Genomic DNA, 17,951 nt, shown 5'->3' with positions numbered 1-17,951 from the left:
GTTGGAGAGGAAAGGCCGGCCGGAAGACAGCGGTCCCTGATACTGTCTCCCCGCCATCTTCAACGATTCGGCTCGATTAATCCGACATATCGCGCTCTAGACGTGCCCGTTCTTCAGACAAAAGCGGGATCACGCGCAATTATTACACTCTGACACATTTTGTTATCCGTCCAACCTATCGATTTAGACGTTTGAAGAATTGAATTTATCGGCCGGCTGTGGAAAGGCTCTGCGCCAAATACGTGCCGGCGCAATCGGCCAATCCGAAATCACTGAGGAAGTGCAATGACGAAGTGGGTGTATGGGTTCGGCGACGGCAAGGCCGAAGGCGAACAGAGCATGAAGAACCTGCTGGGCGGCAAGGGCGCCAACCTGGCGGAGATGTCGAATCTGGGCCTGCCGGTGCCGCCCGGCTTCACCGTCACCACCGAAGTCTGCACCTATTATTACGCCAATGACCGCAGCTACCCGCCGGAGCTGAAGGGCCAGGTCGAAACGGCCCTGGCCGAGATCGGCCGCATCACCGGCAAGGCCTTCGGCGATGCCGAGAATCCGCTGCTGGTCTCGGTGCGCTCGGGCGCGCGCGCCTCGATGCCGGGCATGATGGATACGGTGCTCAATCTCGGCCTCAACGACACCACGGTCGCTGCGGTGGCGGCGGCCTCCAACAATGAACGCTTCGCCTGGGATTCCTACCGGCGCTTCATCACCATGTTCTCGGACGTGGTGCTCGGCGTCGACCACGGCCATTTCGAGGAGATCCTCGACACCTATAAGGAGCGCAAGGGCTATGTGCTCGACACCGACCTCCAGGCCGCGGACTGGAAGATACTGGTCGGCCAATACAAGGCTCTGGTGCTCGAAGAGCTCGGCAAGCCCTTCCCCGAGGATCCGCAGGAACAGCTCTGGGGCGCTGTCGGCGCTGTCTTCGCTTCCTGGATGAACGCGCGCGCCATCACCTATCGCTCGCTGCACGCCATCCCCGCCGAATGGGGCACGGCCGTCAATGTGCAGGCCATGGTGTTCGGCAATCGCGGTGATACCTCAGCCACCGGCGTCGCCTTCACCCGCAACCCGTCCACCGGCGAACACGCACTCTATGGCGAGTTCCTGATCAACGCCCAGGGCGAGGACGTGGTGGCCGGCATCCGCACGCCGCAGCCGATCTCCAAGGCCGCCGCGCAGGCAGGCGCCTCGAACAAGCCCTCGATGGAAGAGGCGATGCCCGCTGCTTTCGCCGAATTCGTCGGCATCACCAAGGTGCTCGAGAAGCACTACCGCGACATGCAGGACATCGAGTTCACGGTCGAGGACAACAAGCTGTGGATGCTGCAGACGCGTTCCGGCAAGCGCACGGCCAAGGCCTCGCTGCGCATCGCGGTTGAAATGGCCAAGGAAGGCCTGATCACGCAGGAAGAGGCCGTCGGCCGCATCGACCCGGGCGCCCTCGACCAGCTTCTCCACCCCACCATCGACCCCAAGGCCGAACGCATCGAGATCGCGCGCGGCCTGCCAGCCTCCCCTGGCGCGGCCTCCGGCGAGATCGTCTTCACCTCCGACGAGGCCGAAGCCGGCAAGGCAGCCGGCAAGACCGTCATCCTGGTGCGCCAGGAAACCAGCCCGGAGGACATCAAGGGCATGCTGGCCGCTTCCGGCATCCTCACCCGTCTCGGTGGCATGACTTCGCACGCCGCCGTGGTGGCCCGCGGCTGGGGCAAGCCCTGCGTCTCCGGCGCGGGCAGCATCCGCGTCGACACCGCCACCGGCACGCTGGTGGCTGGTGGCAAGACCTACAAGAAGGGCGACGTCATCACCATTGACGGCTCGACGGGACAGGTGCTGGCCGGCAAGATCGCCATGGTACAGCCCGAGCTCTCCGGCGAGTTCGCCGAGCTGATGATCTGGGCCGACGGTGTCAGGCGCATGAAGGTACGCACCAATGCCGAAACCCCGGCCGATGCCCGCCAGGCGCGCAGCTTCGGGGCCGAGGGCATTGGCCTGTGCCGCACCGAGCACATGTTCTTCGACGAGGGCCGCATCGTCTCCATGCGCGAGATGATCCTGGCCGACGACGAGAAGGGCCGGCGCGCCGCCCTCGCCAAGCTCCTGCCGATGCAGCGCGAGGATTTCCGCCAGCTCTTCGAGATCATGTCGGGCCTGCCGGTCACCATCCGTCTGCTCGACCCGCCGCTGCACGAGTTCCTGCCGCATTCGGAAGACGAGGTCGCCGAAGTCGCGGCCGCGATGGGAGCCTCGGCCGCCAAGCTCAGGGCCCGCGCCCAGGAACTGCACGAGTTCAACCCGATGCTCGGCTTCCGCGGCTGCCGCCTGGCGATCGCCTTCCCGGAAATCGCCGAGATGCAGGCGCGTGCCATCTTCGAGGCGGCGGTCGAAGCTGCCGCCTCGACCGGCCAGCCGGTGACGCCTGAGATCATGGTGCCGCTGGTGGCGACCCGGGCCGAACTCGACCTCGTCAAGGCGCGCATCGATGCCATGGCGCAGGCGGTGGAAAAGGAGAAGGGCGTCAAGCTGGTCTATCAGGTCGGCACCATGATCGAGCTGCCGCGCGCGGCCATCCGTGCTGGCGAGATCGCCGAAAGCGCCGAATTCTTCTCCTTCGGCACCAACGACCTGACGCAGACCACGATTGGCATCTCGCGCGACGACGCGGCCTCCTTCCTCGGCACCTATGTGCAGAAGGGCATCTTCGCCATCGATCCCTTCGTCTCGATCGACCAGGAGGGTGTCGGCGCGCTGGTGGAGATCGGCGTCGAACGTGGCCGCAAGCAGCGGCCCAATCTCAAGCTCGGCATCTGCGGCGAGCATGGCGGCGACCCGGCCTCGATCGCCTTTTGCGAGCGCACCGGGCTCGACTATGTCTCCTGCTCGCCCTTCCGCGTGCCGATCGCCAGACTGGCGGCCGCACAGGCCGCGCTCGAGGCCAGGAAATAGACGGGAAACGTGCCGGATCCCGTCTCGGCCCGTCCTGATGCCGGTCGCTATGCCCTGTCGCTGCGCAAGACGGGATTGGGCGACCGGCTCGTCTGCCTCTGCGCAGCCTGGCGTTTCGCGCGTCTGAGCGCGCGCACGCTGGTGGTCGACTGGCGCCACGCCCGCTATGCGCCGGGCGCCGGCAACCTTTTTACCCACTGCTTTGAAGCCGGGCCCACGCTTGCCGGCGTGCCGCTGCTCACCGGCGACGAGCTCGATACCGCCGATCTGCCCCGGCCGGCCTATCCGCCTGCCTGGGAACAGCCGGGCATGCTGGCCATGCCCTGGCTGATGCCGACCGATTCCTATCCCGAGGAACGGGACAAGGCGGTGGCCGCGATCCTGGTCGGCGAGGATTTTCCAGCCGCGACGGTCGCCTTCCATGCTTGCCTGTCGAGCGAGCATTTCCCCTTCGCCGACGCGCATGCCTGTCTCGCAGCCCTGCGTCCCCTGCCCGCCATCGCCGCAGCGGTCGAGGATTTCCGGCGAACCCAGCTTCCACAAGCGCCGGTGATCGGCCTGCACATGCGCCATGGCAATGGCGGCGACATCATGGGGCACGCGCCTTCCTGGCATTCCTTCGACGCCGCCCTCCAGCGCTGCCGGCGGGCCGTCGAGGCCGCTCGCGCCAGGCTCGGCCACGAGGCCCCGGTACTGCTCTGCACCGACAGCGTCGAGGTGGAGACCGCTTTCAGGGCCCAGGTACCCGGCGTGATCTGCCGTCCCAAGACCTATCGCCCGCCCGCCGCTGGGGAACTGCACGCGCCCGGCGCCGCCGCGGCAGGCTTCGAGGACGCCCTGGTGGAAATGCTGCTGCTGGCCCGCTGCGATGCCCTGATCCGCTACCCCGCCGGAAGCTTCTTTTCCTTCTACGCGGCGATCACCCAGGCGAGGCCAGGCGCCGCCCCGGCGACGGTCGGAGCCTTGCAGCAGCCCTTCGATCGGGCGGATCCGCTGTCTCCCGCCCTCCTCGTCTGAGCGAGCGCTGCCGTCAGTTTGCCGGCGGTGCCGTGACCAAGCCCTGGCCGATATCGACCTCGGGGACATCCGCGGGGAACACGTTCCGGCGGGCGCTGGCGAGAATACGGGCGCCGACGCTGGCGGCACTGGCGCTGATGCCCTTCTGCTCGAGCGCCTGCCACCACAAGGCGGCCACGCCCGAGACATGCGGGCAGGCCATGCTGGTGCCGCTGATGGTATGAAGGCCGCCGCCAGGCCAGGCCGAGGTGATGTCGACCCCGGGTGCCGCCACTGTCGCCAGCATGTTGGAAAAGGGCGCCACCTTGTAGGTGTCGGCGTCCCGCCCGATCGCAGCCACCGCGATCACGCCATCGGCCGCGGCCGGCAGGGATGCGGCGATGCGATAGGGCGTCACGGCCGCCCGCTTGCTCTCATTGCCCGCCGCCGCCACCACCAGCGGCGAGGTGCCGAGGGCGCCATGGGCCTTGAGCATGGCCATGAGGGTGTCGAGCATGCGCAGATTGCTGCGATAGCCGACCAGTGCCATCGAGGTGGCCGGTTCGATGTCCCAGCCCTCCGAGGTCAAGTTTTTCACCAGGCCCGGGAAATCGAAGCCGAGCGACATGGAGACGATGTCGGCCTTCTCGCTCAGAGCCCATTGCAGGGCTTCGAAGATCATGCCGGAATCGCCCTTGCCATCATTGCGGAGCACCTTGCCGATCAGGGCCTTGCCGACACCGCGCGCAATGCCGATACGCTGGCCGCCGACGTCGCGGCCAAAAATGGTGCCGGCGCAGTGGGTGCCATGACCCTTGACGTCGCCATTGCCGCTGCCGGTGAAATCCTTCTCGACCAGTGTCACGCCGGCAAAGGCCGGATGGGCCGCATCGATGCCGGTATCGAGCACGGCAACCGTGACCCCGGCGCCGGTAAAGGGGCTGGCATCGGCGCCGACAGCCGCGATCCCCCAATCCGCGCCGGCCACTGCCGGTGCGGGGCTGTCGAGAGGCTCGATCAGCGCCGTCGGCATGTTCTCGGCATAGGAGGTATCGGGATCGGCATCCAGCTCGGGCAGTGCATGGTCGGGCAGGTTCTCGACCGTGATTTCCGGCGGCTTGGGCTGGAGCCTCTCAAGCCCCATCCGACCGGGCGCGTCCGCCTTGGGTCGACGCAGAATGACATAGGATCTCATGACTTCCCCCTGCCTGCCGTCGTGCCGAACGTTCCGGCTCTTCTCATGCAACAGCGGGCGTTATCACGCCGTGATAACGCCCGACGGGCCTGTGGGCTGTTTTTCGGGATGCTTTGCCCCTGCCGGTCGCGTCGATATAAGGACATGATGGCCGGCTCATCGTCGGCGCGACAAAGGGGGCCCTAGCATGTCGGGACTGGCACGAATTCTTGCGATCATTGCCGTCATCGTGGTTGTCGTCGGGCTGGTGGTCAGCGGCGGCATCAACACCATTCCCACCGACGAGGAAAAGGCCAAGGCCGCCTGGAGCGAAGTGCAGAACCAGTATCAGCGCCGCGCCGATCTGGTGCCCAACCTGGTCGAAACCGTGAAGGGCTATGCCAAGCAGGAAGAAAAGGTGCTGACCGAAGTGGTCGAGGCCCGCGCCAAGGCGACGAGCGTGAAGATCGATGCCAGCACGATCACCGATCCCGACAAGTTCAAGCAGTTCCAGGAGGCTCAGCAGGGCCTGTCCGGTGCTCTCGGCCGCCTGATCGCCTTGCGGGAAGCCTATCCGGACCTGAAATCGAACCAGAACTTCCTGTCGCTGCAATCGCAGCTCGAAGGCACCGAGAACCGCATCGCCGTGGCGCGCAAGGACTATATCGAGGCGGTCCGGGTCTTCAACACCGACCTGCGCACCTTCCCGCAGAGCATCTACAAGGCGATCTTCTACAGCGGCACCAAGCCGATGGAGACCTTCAGCGCCGCACCGGAAAACCAGGCGGCTCCCAAGGTGAACTTCAACTGAGGCCGCAATCGGCATGAATGGACGCGCATCCCTGGGTGTGCCGGTCTTCTCATCTCCATCGCGAGATGGAGGCGGACCGGCATGTCCCGTCTTTGCTGCCGGTCCCGCTCCATCTCGCGATGGAGATGGGAAGACCAGCACACCGTTCTTTGCTGCGCTCGCCCTTCTGCTTCTCTTCCTCGTCTCTCCGGCTCTCGCCCTCGACTTTCCCGCGCTGACGGATCGTGTGGTCGACCAGGCGGGCATCATTCCCGCCGGCGAGCGCGCCAGCCTCGAACAGTCCCTGAAAGCGCTGGAGGACAAATCGAGCGACCAACTCGTCGTCGTCACCCTCAAGAGCCTGGAAGGCCTGGAAATCGCCGATTACGGCTATCAGCTCGGCCGTCATTGGGGCATCGGCCAGGGCAAGCTCAACAATGGCGTGCTGCTCATCGTCGCCCCCACTGAACGCAAGGTACGCATCGAGGTCGGCTATGGGCTGGAAGGCACGCTGACCGACGCGCTCTCCAGCGTGGTCATCCAGCAGGCCATCCTGCCCCAATTCAAGGCCGGCGACATGCCCGCCGGCATCACGGCCGGTGTCGCCGCCATCGAGGACGTGCTGCTCAACAATGAGAGCGAATGGAAGCAGCGGGCCAAGGATGGTGCCCGCAGCGACGACGGCTTCGACCCGCAAACCGTCTTCGTGATTCTCTTCGTCCTGTTCTTTATCTTCGTGATCGCCTCCGGCTGGATCGATACCTTCCGCGGTGGCCCCCGTGGACCGGGCGCCAGGCGGCGCGGCTCCGGCCCCATCTTCATCCCGACCTCGTCGGGCTGGGGCGGCGGTTCGAGCTGGGGCGGTGGGGGAGGATCGTCCGGCGGCGGCTTTTCGGGCGGCGGCGGCTCCTTCGGCGGCGGCGGTTCGAGTGGGAGCTGGTGAGATGACCCGGGTGCTGACCCAAGACGATCACCGGCGCATTGCGGCGGCCATCACCGCGGCGGAAGCGAACACGTCCGGCGAGATCTACTGCGTCGTCAGCCATGCCGTGGCGAGCTATCGCTGGATTCCGGTGACCCTGGGCGCGGTGGCGGTGCTCCTTACTCCGGTCCTGATCGGTCTGCTGGCACCCGGGTTGCTGCACGCCTCGCCGTTCGGAGCGGACTGGAGCAGCGGCAATTTCAGCCAGGTCGACATGGTTTCCGGCCTCAGGAAGGGCTTGCTCACTCTCAGCCTGATCCAGATCGCCGTCTTCACGGTGGTGACGGCCTTGAGCTGGCCGCGGCGCGTGCGGCTCTGGTTTGCGCCGTCGCCCATGCGCCGCCACAAGGTGATGCTGACGGCCCACAGCCAATTCCTGGCCCAGGGCCTGCAGCAGACCGCCGACCGCACCGGCCTCCTCATCTTCATCGCCATGGCCGAGCGGCAGGCCGCACTGATCGCCGACGAGGGCATCAATGCCAAGGTCGAGCAACAGGTCTGGGACGATACGGTCACCGACTTGACCAAGGCTGCCGCGACCGGGCGTCTCGCCGACGGCCTGATTGCCGCTATCGGCCAATGCGGGGGCCTGCTGGCACAGCATTTCCCGCCCGAGAGCCAGCCGCGGAACCAATTGCCGAACCGCGTGGTGGAACTTTAGGGCTCATACCAGGTCGGATTGAAGCCGACTCTTCCTGGGATCACAGGCATTTCTGCCTGCTCTTGGAAGCGATTCGGCGGATGAATGGGAAGAGCTGTCAAGGATGCCCACGAGCGCTGACTTAAATCCGGCGAGCGCCAATTTCTTATCCTCCCCTGGAGGGATCGGCCATTCCTCTTGGAATGGCCTGGGGTCGGCCTGGAAGGCCGGGGTGGGGTGAAATTGCGCAATTTTTCGTTGATATGACTGCTTTTTCTGCCAAGAAATCACCCCACCCCGACACTGTGTGACGACCCTCCCCCTCCAGGGGAGGGTAAGAACCTGCGCCTTTGTCCGCAAAGTTAGCGCCTATGGGCAAGGATGCCTGCGATCCCAGAAAATAGCTCTTCGAAGGCCCGGTATTACCCGCCGGTCAGCGCCTCGTCGAAGCGGCGCCAACTGTCGGTGAGGTCGAGTACGGCTCGGCTGGCTCGGGCCTCGTCCATCTTGATGGCGGTCAGGCCCGCCGCGAGCGCGTCCACCACCGAGACCGGCAGCGGAGCGCCTTCGATCAGATGCTTGCCAATATCGGCGGCCATCTGCTCGTCCGCGCCGTAATGGGCCGAAAGCTCCGTCATCTCGTAGGTCTTGTCGACCAGCTTTTCCGAAGTGCGGGCGTCGTGCACCCGGAAGTAATTGCGCACGAAGTCCCCTTCCGCCATGCCCTTCGAACCGATCACGCAGAAGCGCCGGAACTGGTCGGGAACGTTGATATTGGTGTGAAAGTTGAGCGCGACGCCGTTCTCGAATTCGACGATCGCCACCTGGAAGTCGATGATGTCGGCATCGGAGTCGAACACCTTGTCCGTACTCAGCCAGCCGCTCGGCTTGCGATGATAGACTTCGAGATCGTTGATGCCCTGGGCATTCGGGGCATTGCCCGGCAGGAAGGTGCGGCGGCCGCCAAAACTTGCCACCCGCACCGGGCGAGAGCCGACCAGGCCCTGGTAGAGGTCGATGTCGTGGCAGCATTTTTCCAGCATGAAGCCGCCGGAATAATGCTGGTAGCGCCGCCAGTCCCGCATGAAGAAGGCGCCGTGATAGGGCGCCAGATGCTCGGACGCCTCGATCGAGACGATGTCGCCCAGCACGCCCTCGTCCCGCATGCGGGTGAGATCGCGATAGAGCGAGGCATAGCGCAGCACCAGGCCGACCATCACGCTGTCGGTGCCGTGGATGCGCAAGAGTTCGAGCAGCTTGAAGGTGTCCTCCTGCGAGGTCACCACCGGCTTTTCGGCGAAGACCTTCACGCCATGCTCAAGCCCAACCTGGATATGGCCGAGATGCATCGCATTGGGGGAGCCGACCATCAAAAGGTCGAGCTTTTCGGCGGTGAGCAAGGCCTCGGGGCTGTCATGAACCCGCCCCGCCTCGATGCCATGCTCCTTCATGTAGCCCAGGCCCGCCGGTGCCGGGTCGACATAGCCCACCACGGTGAAGCCCGGCACCATCAGGCTGAAGATGCGGGCGAGATAGCCCATGCGATAGCCGAGCCCGATAATGCCGACCTTCATCCTACCTTGCTCCATCACTGTTCAGACAATTCCTACAAATCTTCCACGACCGATTGAACAGACCATTGGTGGCATGAACAGGTCTCCCACAGCCTGGAGGGGTCTCACTTGACCGCCCCGGCCGTGAGGCCCTGAATGAAATTACGCTGGAAGATCAGGTAGACCAGGATGATGGGCGCGACGATGATCACTGCGCCTGCCGTCAGGGTCGGGATGTCGACGATGTACTTACCCTGGAAGAACAGCATGCCGATCGGCAGCGTCCGCACTTCGTCATTGTTGACCAGGATCAGCGGGATCAGAAATTCGTTCCAGGTCCAGATGAACAGGAAGAGCGCGAGCGTCGACATCGCCGGCTTCATCAAGGGCAGGATGACGTAGCGCAGCACCTGCAGCCGCGTGGCGCCGTCGATCACGGCGGCATCGACGAGTTCGGACGGCAATTGCCGCATGGTGCTCGCCATGAACAGGGTGGCGAAGGGGATCGACATGCCGATCTGCGGCAGGATCAGAGCCCAATAGCTATTGAGCAGGCCGAGCCAGTGGAACTCGTAGAACAGCGGAATGATGAAGGCCTCGGTCGGCACCATCATGCCGATCGTCAGCATCACGAAGAGCGTGCGCTTGAGCGGCAGGGACAGGAAGGCGAAGGCAAAACCCGAGAGAATGCCGAGCATGACGGAAATGCCGACCACCGGCACCACCACCAGTACCGAATTGAAGAAATAGGTGCCGAAATGCCCGTCCACCCAGGCTCGGACGAAGTTCTCGAAATGCGGCTGCTGGGGCAGGACGAAAGCGCCGGCCAGAAGGTCCTTCTGGCTTTTGAGCGAGGTCAGAAGCAGCAGCGCAAAGGGCGAGACGGTCAGCAGGGCGAACAGCCAGAGCAAGGCCCGCAACGGCAGCAGGGACGGGGCGCGGCGCGCAGAGGCGGCCATCAACGGTCCCCTCCCCGCTCCGGCATGAAGCGATGGATCACGGCATTCACCGCAAAGATCAGGATCGCCCCAATCACCGCCACCGCCGAGGCATAGCCGTAGCGTCCGAGATCGAAACCGAGCTGATACATGTAGAGATTAGGCACCAGCGTCGCGTTGGCGGGGCCGCCCCGCGTCATGGTGAAAACGAGATCAAAACTCTTGATCGAGGCAATGACCGTCAGGAGCAGCACGATGCGCATTTCCGGCAATAGCGAGGGCACGCTGATGTGGCGGAAGGACTGGATCGGCGAGGCACCATCGACCCTGGCGGCATCGTAGAGCGAGGGGTCGATGCGGGAGAGCCCTGCCATGAAGATGGCCATGCAGAACCCGGCATAGTACCAGGTGGCGACGAAGCCCACGGCCGGCAGGGCGAAGACGAAGCTGCCGAGCCAGGGCAGAGCGAGCGATTTGAGGCCGATCGCCTTCAAGGCCTGGTTGAGCGGCCCGAAAGCGGGGTTGTAGAGCCAGCGCCAGATGATGCCGAGCACGGCGGTGGGCATCACATAGGGCATGAAATAGAGCGTGCGGAGGGCCAGTTGTTCGCCGCTGCGGATCGAGGTGACGATGGCCGCCATCACCAGGCCCAGCAGCAGCGGCAAGGCCACGTAGAAGACCAACAACAGGAGATTATTCTTCAGCGCGATGGTGAACAGCGGGTCGGAAAACAGCGCTATGTAATTTTCCAGGCCGACGAAACGCGGCGCACTGATGCCGTCCCAGGCCGTGAAGCCAAGCACGATGGAGCTGAGGATCGGCACCAGGACGAAGGCGCCATAGATCAGCAGCGACGGCACGACATAAAGAAGATTGCGGTATTTGGAGGCGTCGAGCATGGACGCGGTTGGCCTTCCTGAAGCACTTGTCGCAGATGCTTGCTGGAGCTTCGGCAGCTCGTATGGCCGCCCAAACTCCAGCAGCAACGATCCCTTCCCGAGAAGCGGGAAAGACGGGTGCTCCCTGCCTTATTTCTTCAGGCTCGCAATATAGCCCTGATAGTCCTTGTCGACCGCAGCGACGAAGGCTTCGGGCGTATCCTCCTTGGCGATCACCCGGGTCAGGCCATCGGAGAGGGTCTTAAGCATGGTGGGGCTGGCCCAGTCGGGATAGTGACCGAGCGCGTTGGCGGCGTTGACCGTGTTCCACACCTTGATGGTCTCGCCAAGCAAGGCCGGGATCTGCACCTTGTCGGGTTTCTCCAGTGCCGCAACCGGCAGGTAACCCGCCGCCGCCCAGGCTGCCGCGGCATCGTCGGACAGGAGATAGTTGATATAGTCGCCGGCCAGATCCTGCGTCGCCTTGTCCTTGGCAAGCGCGGTAATGGCCCAGGCAAGTTCCACTCCGCCCACTACCAGCGGGTCCTTCACGCCGGCGGCCGGTGGCAGCGCCATGAAGTGAATGTCGGGATTGGCCTGCATGTCGCCCAGGCGCCAGGTGCCAGTGACCTGGAAGGCACCCTGCCCGCCCACGAAGAGCTGCACGGCATCGTCATCGGCAATGCCCTGATAGCCATCGTTGAAGGCACCGCCATTGGCCCAATCCTGGATCTGCTTGGCGGCGGTAATATAGCTGGGCGTATTCCAGCTGCCGCCCCGGCCATAGACGAGATCGTCGAGCCCCTTGCGATCGGCGGCACCGATCATGGCCTGCGACAAGGCGGCATACATATGGAGTGCCATGTGCCCCTTGGTCAGGCCCATGGTGAAGGGCACTGCACCCTTGGCCTTCAGTGTCTCGACGTCCTTGGCCAGTTCATCAAGGGTTGCCGGCGGCTTGTCGATGCCGGCTTCCTTCAGCACCTTGGCGTTGTAGTAAAGGCCGACCAGTTCGCCGAGGGCGGAGATGCCGTAGGTCGGCCCGGTGCCGAACTCACCCTTGTCGGACCAGCGATCGCGCGCGAGTACGCCATCGGACTGCTTCTTGTCCCAGCCATATTTGGCGATATAGGCGTCGACAGGCAGCAGGAGCTTCTGCTTCACCATCGCTCCCATTTCCTGGGCGCCCTGATTGGCCTTGGTCACCGCAGGCCCCTCGCCCGTGGAAAGCGTCAGCTTCAGGGTCATGGCGAGATCATCGAAGGTTCGGGCCGTGCGCGCGATTTTCACGCCCGGATGCGCCGCCTCGAACTTGGCGTTGATGTCAGTGATGACCTTGGCCTGCGAAGGCAGCGCATTGTCGTCCCAGACGGTCAGCGTCTGTGCTCCCGCGCCATGGAGGGTACTTCCCCACCACAGGGTGGCGACTGCCAGGCAAGGCAAAAGCCGACGCAATAGAGTATCGGTTCTCAAAGAAGACGTCCCAGTCCGTAACATCGGTGGTCCCTCTCTGCGTTGCGCTATATTGGGCTCTGGTCACCGGTCCGACTTGGATGTGCGAACGGCCGCGCCCTTTCTTCGTTGGCGCTACCATCACGGGGAAGCAGGCGGTTGGCAAGTTGCAATTGTTCATTGGTAAGACGATAGTGCTGAAATGGCTGGTGTTTCAGCATCGGCCAGGTTTCGGGGAGACGACGTACAGGCGGGCTCCGCTTGAAACGGCAGTCCCCCATGATCGGCAGGGCTGGTGAGGGTTTCCTCCCGGCTCTTCCTTCCTCGCGTTCTGCACGGAGCCCCTTCTTGGCCGACACTGCCGTCATCCGTCCCGCCACCGAGGCCGACCGCCCTGCCCTCTACGAGATCTGCCTGCGGACGGCCGACAATGGTTCGGACGCCAGCCATCTCTATTCCGAGCCGCGCCTGCCCGGCTTCATCTGGGCCGTGCCCTACCAGGTCCTGGCACCCGACTTCGCCTTTGTGCTCGATGCAGGGAGCGGAGCCGTGGGCTATGTCGTGGCCGCGCCCGATACCGATGCCTTCGCCGGCCGGCTGGATAGCGAGTGGTGGCCGCGGGTGCGCCCGCAGGTCGCCGGCATCACGCCCAGCAAGGCCAGTGACGAACGGGTGCTGTCGCTGATCCGCCGCCCAGAGCGCAAGGATCCAGCCATGCTCGCCGACTATCCGGCCCATCTCCATATCAATCTGCTGCCGCCGTTCCAAAGCAGCGGCTGGGGCCGCCGCCTGGTCGAGACCGAACTCGCGGCTCTCAGGGCCAAGGGCGTGCCGGGCCTGCATCTGGGCGTCAGCGCCGGCAACGCCAAGGTGCTCGGCTTCTACGAGAAGCTGGGCTTTCGGGAAATCGCGCGGCCGGCAAGCATCTATATGGGCATGAAACTGTAGGAACGCTTCGAGCCGCCTCTCGAGTCACTTAGCGGAAAATCCCTGCAAGACCTTACGATTGCGTCCTTTTTTGCACTCGCGAGATCAGGTACCGCCCATGCGTGTTGCGTCGGGCTGCGGCAAGCTTATTCTTCGATCGACCAATCCATTTATCTTTGAGCGGACAGGCGATGCGCAAGGTCGATCCGAAGAAATACGAGGCCAAGCGCCGCCAGATCCTCGATGCGGCGATCGCCTGCTTTTCCCGCAAGGGCTTCCACCAGACCTCGACGGCCGAGATCTGCGCCGAGGCCGGCATGAGTCCGGGCAACCTCTTCCACTATTTCGCGAACAAGAAGGCCATCATCGCCGCCATCGTCGAGGAGGAGGGACGGCAGACCAAGGTTCATTTCGATCGGATTCAGCGGGCGCAGGACCTGTTCGCGGAACTGCTTGAATTCATGGGCCTGATTCTCGAACTCGGCAGCAACAAGACCTATCTCAGGCTGCAGCTCGAAATCGCTGCCGAAGCCCTGCGCGATGCCGAGATCGGCGCCCTGGTCGCCGCCAATGACCAGGCGTTGCAGGATTCGCTCAGGATGCTCCTGCGCAATGCGGCGGTCCGCGGACAGGTCGATCCAACCCTGGCGCCGGCCGATGGCGCCCGCTGGATCGCCGCCCTGATCGACGGCATCTTCAATCGCTTCGCGGTGGATCCGGGCTTCGAGCTTCACCGCCAGCGGGACGTGCTGCAACTGCTGCTCACGCGCTTCCTGCGCCCGGGCGTCGTGACCTGACGATATCGGTCTGAGCAGCCACCTTGAAAAATCCGCAATTGGCGCCAATTATTAGATCGACTAGTCTATTAATTAATATGTACCATTGGTCAGCCAGCCATGAGCCGCTCCACCACCCCCGCCCGTCTCGCCAATGTCGACGCCCTGCGCGGCTTCGCCCTCTTCGGCATCCTCGTCGTCAACATCACCGCCTTCGCCTCGGTCTATTACGGGCGCGGCATCACCGATCCAGCCTTCACCAGCCTGACCGGACGCCTGGTGGAAGGCCTGGTCTCCTTCGTCTTCGAGACCAAGTTCTACCTGCTGTTCTCCTTCCTGTTCGGCTACAGCTTCACGCTGCAGATGCGCTCGGCCGAGCGCGCCGGGGAACCGCTGGTGCCGCGAATGCTGCGCCGCCAGATCGGCCTGTGGCTGATCGGCCTCACCCATGCCGTGTTGCTGTTCCATGGCGACATCCTCACCACCTATGCCGTGCTCGGCGTCATCCTGCTGATGCTGCGGCGTAGCAGCGATCGGGGTGCCCTGCGCCTCGCTGCCTGGCTGATTGCGGCGACCGGCCTGGTCTGGGCGGCGCTCGGCGGGCTGCAACTGCTGGCGGGCGAGGCCGTCGATCCCCTTGCCGTTCATGCCGAGGCGGCAGCGGCCCTCGCCGCCTATGCCGGCACGCCCGGCACCGTGATCGGCGCCCATCTGCAGGAACTCAGCGGAATCTGGGTCCTGCTGGGCCTGATCCAGGCGCCCTCGGCCCTCGCCATGTTCCTGTGCGGCCTCGTCGCCGGCCGGCGGCGGCTGTTCGAGCAGGACGAGGAGGCCCGTCCCCTGCTCCGCCGGCTGCTGCGCCATGCGTTGCTGATCGGCCTGCCGGGCAGCGCCTTCTACACCTGCACCTCGATGGCCCTGCCCGGCACCGGCTGGGAAGTTCTGGGCCTGGCGGCCGGCATCCTGACCGGCCCCTTTCTCGCCGGCGGCTATATCGCGGCAGCCATGCTGCTGTTCCGCACCACGGTCGGCATGCGCCTCGCGGCCGTCCTCGCGCCTGCCGGACGGATGGCCCTGTCGAACTATCTCGGCCAGTCGCTCGCCTGCTCGCTGATCTTCACCGCCTATGGCCTCGGCCTGGTCGGCCAGCTACCGGCCCTGGGCGTGCTGGCGATCGCCGCCGTGCTCTATCTCTTCCAGCTTGCCTTCAGCGCCTGGTGGCTGCGCCACCACGCCTATGGCCCGCTGGAATGGCTGCTGAGGGCGCTCACCATCGCCGCGCTGCCGAACTGGCGGGCCGTGCCGGCGAGAAGCGCATAGCTGACGTAGCGTCTTTCCGGCTTCCCATCAGGCCTCTTCCGTTTTACCAACGTGAGGGCTGCGCTGGGTGGCAGTTCAATTCGGGAAGACATCATGCCGGCACCGCATTCCGACGCTCTCGTTCTCTTCGGCGCCACGGGCGATCTTGCCTATAAGCAGATCTTCCCCGCCCTCTATGCCATGGTCCGGCGCGGCGCTCTCAATGTGCCGGTGATCGGGGTCGCCTTCGATCCGTGGGACGTGGAGAAGCTGCGCGCTCGGGCCCGCGAGAGCTCGGTGAAGGCCTATGGCGATGCCTTCGACGAAAGCGTGTTCGCCAGGTTCTCCAAGCTCCTCGGCTATGTCAGCGGCGATTATCGCAGTCCCGAGACCTTCGCCAAGTTGAAGGCGGCCCTGGGCCAGGCGACCCGCCCCCTGCATTATCTGGCGATCCCGCCGAGCCTGTTCGAAACGGTGGCGCAGGGCCTGCAGGAATCGGGCTGCGCCGCCAATGCCAGGCTGATGGTGGAAAAGCCCTTCGGGCATGACGAGGCCTCCGCCAAGGAGCTCAACGCCGTCTTGCATCGCTTCTTCGACGAGAGCGCGATCTTCCGCATCGACCACTATGTCGGCAAGGAAGCCATCCAGAACCTGCTCTATTTCCGCTTCGCCAATGCCTTCCTCGAACCGGTCTGGAACCGCAATTTCGTCGAGAGCATCCAGATCACCATGGCCGAGAATTTCGGCGTGCAGGGCCGCGGCAAGTTCTACGACGAGGTCGGCACGATCAGGGACGTGATCCAGAACCATCTCGTCAACGTGCTGATCCTGCTCGCCATGGAGCCGCCGGCCGGCCGGCTCGAGGACGATCTGATCGAGGAGAAGGTCAAGATCTTCAAGGCGATCCGCACGCTGACGCCGCAGGACGTGGTGCGCGGCCAGTTCGTCGGCTATCACGACGAGCCCGGCGTAGCGCCTGCTTCCACCGTCGAGACTTTCGCGGCGGTGAGGATGTTTGTCGACAGCTGGCGCTGGGCCGACGTACCCTTCTATATCCGTGCCGGCAAGAACCTACCGGTGCGCTGCACCGAGGTGGTGGTCAGGTTCAGGAAGCCGCCGCACGACGTGTTCGCCGAACGGCTGCAGGGGCCTTCCAACGAGCTCCGGTTCCGCATCAATCCGCAGATCACCATCGGGCTCGGCTCGCGCATCAAGGCGCCCGGCGAGAACCTGGTGGGCGAGCCGGTCGAACTCGTGGCCGTCGATGACGGCACCGGCGACCTCGCGCCCTATGAGCGGCTGATCGGCGATGCCATGGAAGGCGACAACGCCCTGTTCACCCGGCAGGATGCCGCCGAAATCGCCTGGCGCATCTTCGACCCCGTCATCGGCAACGTCGTGCCCGTGACCCCCTACCAGCCCGGCAGCTGGGGACCCGCGACCATGGCCGGCTTCGAGCCACCCTTCGGCTGGGTCGACCCGGCGGTGTGAGGGCAGGCATTTTCTGGAATCGCAGGGATGCCTGCGATCCCAGAAAGCCTCAATTGCACTTCACGTCATAGTCCGACACCGAGGGGTAGTCGTTGTCGCCGGCCGTGGTGACCGACAGGGTACCCGCCGCGCCGCGATAATTGTAGCTGCAATAGCCAAGGCCGGTGCCCGAGCAGCTCTCCGCCTCTACCACGCCGAGCTTGACGAGATCGGCGACGCGGCTGTCCGTACGATCCTGCTCGCTCGAAGGCACGGGTTCCCAGCCATTCGCCTTCAGCGCGGCACGCGCCTTGTCGATCGGCATGTTGTTGATGTTAGGCACCTTGGCGCGGCCGTTGCAGACGCCGTCACTGGCCGCCACGGGATTGAACTCGAACTTGTAGTCGTCGATCGAGCGGATGTCGCCGAGCGGCGTGGCGAGAAAATCGCCGTCGAGGACCCGGACACTGCCCCCTTCTAGGGCCTGGATGCTGCCCAGCGTCTCCTTGGTCCCCTTTTCGGCATAGAGCAGGGCAACCAGTTTGCTGCCGTCGAAAACGCCGACATTGCCGTCGTTGGTAAGACAGGTGCCGCTGGTTCCAGGCTCGAAGCCGCCGACGAAGCTGACGGCGCGCAGGGACGTCCCCAGCTTGGCCTCACCCGTCACCGCCCAGCCACGCTCGGCCACGAGGCGGCCGGCCTCGGAGGTCGGCTTGACGGTCAGATGTTCGCATTGGCCCAGCCCTTCGACGGGCCCCGGCGCGCGCGGCAGGGTGGTCAGGAGACGGAACGCCACGCCCTTGACCTCGCTGCTGGTGGAAGGCGGCTCGTCCCCCATGCCCATCGCAGCGGCCAAGGCCGGAGCCGCCGAAGCACCCAGCATCAACGCGCCTGCCAAAGATGCAGCAAGGAAAGTCCGGCCTCTCCCGGTGTTCGCTACAGCCCGCCGTCCATCCGTCATTGTCGTCTCCACTACCGCCGATTCATGAGATCAGCGCAGGCGCCAAGATATCGGCACGCAGCGACAAGACAATCACCATGGTGCGAAGTTTCAAGCTCGGCTGGGGATAGGGGTTTCGCCGGGAACAGGACTGCATCGCGACCCTGCCGAGGAAGGCAGGCGT

Annotated in this window: 15 protein-coding genes; 9 read left to right on the top strand and 6 right to left on the bottom strand. The window is 64.6% G+C overall.

All coding sequences use genetic code 11. The features are described 5' to 3' along the window. The first annotated feature begins 285 nt into the window (after window positions 1-285). Window positions 286-2,952 carry a pyruvate, phosphate dikinase gene (gene ppdK, locus ACR9ZN_RS30640; protein ID WP_481274006.1) on the top strand — a complete coding sequence of 889 codons (2,667 nt, stop codon included), beginning with the start codon at window positions 286-288 and terminating at the stop codon, window positions 2,950-2,952. 9 nt (window positions 2,953-2,961) lie between these two features. Next, window positions 2,962-3,969, top strand: a complete 1,008-nt coding sequence (locus ACR9ZN_RS30635; protein WP_454813129.1) for a nodulation protein NodZ — start codon at window positions 2,962-2,964, stop codon at window positions 3,967-3,969. 13 nt (window positions 3,970-3,982) lie between these two features. Here the strand turns inward: ACR9ZN_RS30635 and ACR9ZN_RS30630 are convergent, their stop codons facing one another. After that, window positions 3,983-5,143, bottom strand: a complete 1,161-nt coding sequence (locus tag ACR9ZN_RS30630) for a S8 family peptidase (RefSeq protein ID WP_454813128.1) — start codon at window positions 5,141-5,143, stop codon at window positions 3,983-3,985. A 187-nt stretch (window positions 5,144-5,330) separates the two neighbouring features. Here ACR9ZN_RS30630 and ACR9ZN_RS30625 point away from each other — a divergent pair, with 187 nt between their 5' ends. The 3 genes from ACR9ZN_RS30625 to ACR9ZN_RS30615 are packed head-to-tail and all read left to right on the top strand — an operon-like array spanning window position 5,331 to window position 7,555. After that, window positions 5,331-5,933, top strand: coding sequence for a LemA family protein (locus ACR9ZN_RS30625; RefSeq protein WP_434955377.1), 603 nt, complete (start codon window positions 5,331-5,333; stop codon window positions 5,931-5,933). Between the two features lie 13 nt (window positions 5,934-5,946). Continuing rightward, the gene (locus ACR9ZN_RS30620) at window positions 5,947-6,855 is read left to right on the top strand and encodes a TPM domain-containing protein (RefSeq protein WP_481274005.1); all 909 of its coding nucleotides are present in this window, start codon (window positions 5,947-5,949) and stop codon (window positions 6,853-6,855) included. A 1-nt stretch (window position 6,856) separates the two neighbouring features. After that, a complete protein-coding gene (locus ACR9ZN_RS30615) occupies window positions 6,857-7,555 on the top strand; it encodes a TPM domain-containing protein (RefSeq protein ID WP_481274004.1) in 699 nt (232 codons plus the stop codon). A gap of 401 nt (window positions 7,556-7,956) precedes the next feature. Here the strand turns inward: ACR9ZN_RS30615 and ACR9ZN_RS30610 are convergent, their stop codons facing one another. The 4 genes from ACR9ZN_RS30610 to ACR9ZN_RS30595 all read right to left on the bottom strand — a co-directional run bounded on the left by ACR9ZN_RS30610 (window position 7,957) and on the right by ACR9ZN_RS30595 (window position 12,376). Continuing rightward, window positions 7,957-9,108: a Gfo/Idh/MocA family protein gene (locus tag ACR9ZN_RS30610; RefSeq protein ID WP_434955374.1), complete on the bottom strand. Its 1,152-nt coding sequence runs from the start codon at window positions 9,106-9,108 to the stop codon at window positions 7,957-7,959. Between the two features lie 104 nt (window positions 9,109-9,212). Then, window positions 9,213-10,046 carry a carbohydrate ABC transporter permease gene (locus ACR9ZN_RS30605; protein ID WP_481274003.1) on the bottom strand — a complete coding sequence of 278 codons (834 nt, stop codon included), beginning with the start codon at window positions 10,044-10,046 and terminating at the stop codon, window positions 9,213-9,215. Then, window positions 10,046-10,924 carry a carbohydrate ABC transporter permease gene (locus ACR9ZN_RS30600; RefSeq protein WP_481274002.1) on the bottom strand — a complete coding sequence of 293 codons (879 nt, stop codon included), beginning with the start codon at window positions 10,922-10,924 and terminating at the stop codon, window positions 10,046-10,048. The genes ACR9ZN_RS30605 and ACR9ZN_RS30600 overlap by 1 nt, the downstream gene beginning before the upstream one ends. Before the next feature lie 129 nt (window positions 10,925-11,053). Next, window positions 11,054-12,376: an extracellular solute-binding protein gene (locus ACR9ZN_RS30595; protein ID WP_481274001.1), complete on the bottom strand. Its 1,323-nt coding sequence runs from the start codon at window positions 12,374-12,376 to the stop codon at window positions 11,054-11,056. Between the two features lie 327 nt (window positions 12,377-12,703). Here ACR9ZN_RS30595 and ACR9ZN_RS30590 point away from each other — a divergent pair, with 327 nt between their 5' ends. The 4 genes from ACR9ZN_RS30590 to zwf all read left to right on the top strand — a co-directional run bounded on the left by ACR9ZN_RS30590 (window position 12,704) and on the right by zwf (window position 16,848). Beyond that, window positions 12,704-13,303 (top strand): GNAT family N-acetyltransferase, encoded by a 600-nt coding sequence (locus ACR9ZN_RS30590; protein WP_481274000.1) that lies wholly within the window; start codon window positions 12,704-12,706, stop codon window positions 13,301-13,303. Window positions 13,304-13,473: 170 nt separating this feature from the next. Beyond that, window positions 13,474-14,079 carry a TetR/AcrR family transcriptional regulator gene (locus ACR9ZN_RS30585; RefSeq protein WP_454813120.1) on the top strand — a complete coding sequence of 202 codons (606 nt, stop codon included), beginning with the start codon at window positions 13,474-13,476 and terminating at the stop codon, window positions 14,077-14,079. A gap of 99 nt (window positions 14,080-14,178) precedes the next feature. Then, entirely contained in the window at window positions 14,179-15,378 is a 1,200-nt protein-coding gene (locus ACR9ZN_RS30580) for a DUF418 domain-containing protein (RefSeq protein ID WP_481273999.1), read from the top strand. A 93-nt stretch (window positions 15,379-15,471) separates the two neighbouring features. After that, entirely contained in the window at window positions 15,472-16,848 is a 1,377-nt protein-coding gene (zwf, locus tag ACR9ZN_RS30575) for a glucose-6-phosphate dehydrogenase (RefSeq protein WP_481273998.1), read from the top strand. 49 nt (window positions 16,849-16,897) lie between these two features. Here the strand turns inward: zwf and ACR9ZN_RS30570 are convergent, their stop codons facing one another. After that, entirely contained in the window at window positions 16,898-17,710 is an 813-nt protein-coding gene (locus tag ACR9ZN_RS30570) for a hypothetical protein (protein ID WP_481273997.1), read from the bottom strand. Window positions 17,711-17,951 lie beyond the last annotated feature (241 nt).

This window comes from Labrys sp. HAY1-8F, assembly GCF_056754975.1.
Note: the sequence above shows the minus strand (reverse complement) of the source record. Positions and strands in the feature narration are given on the sequence as shown.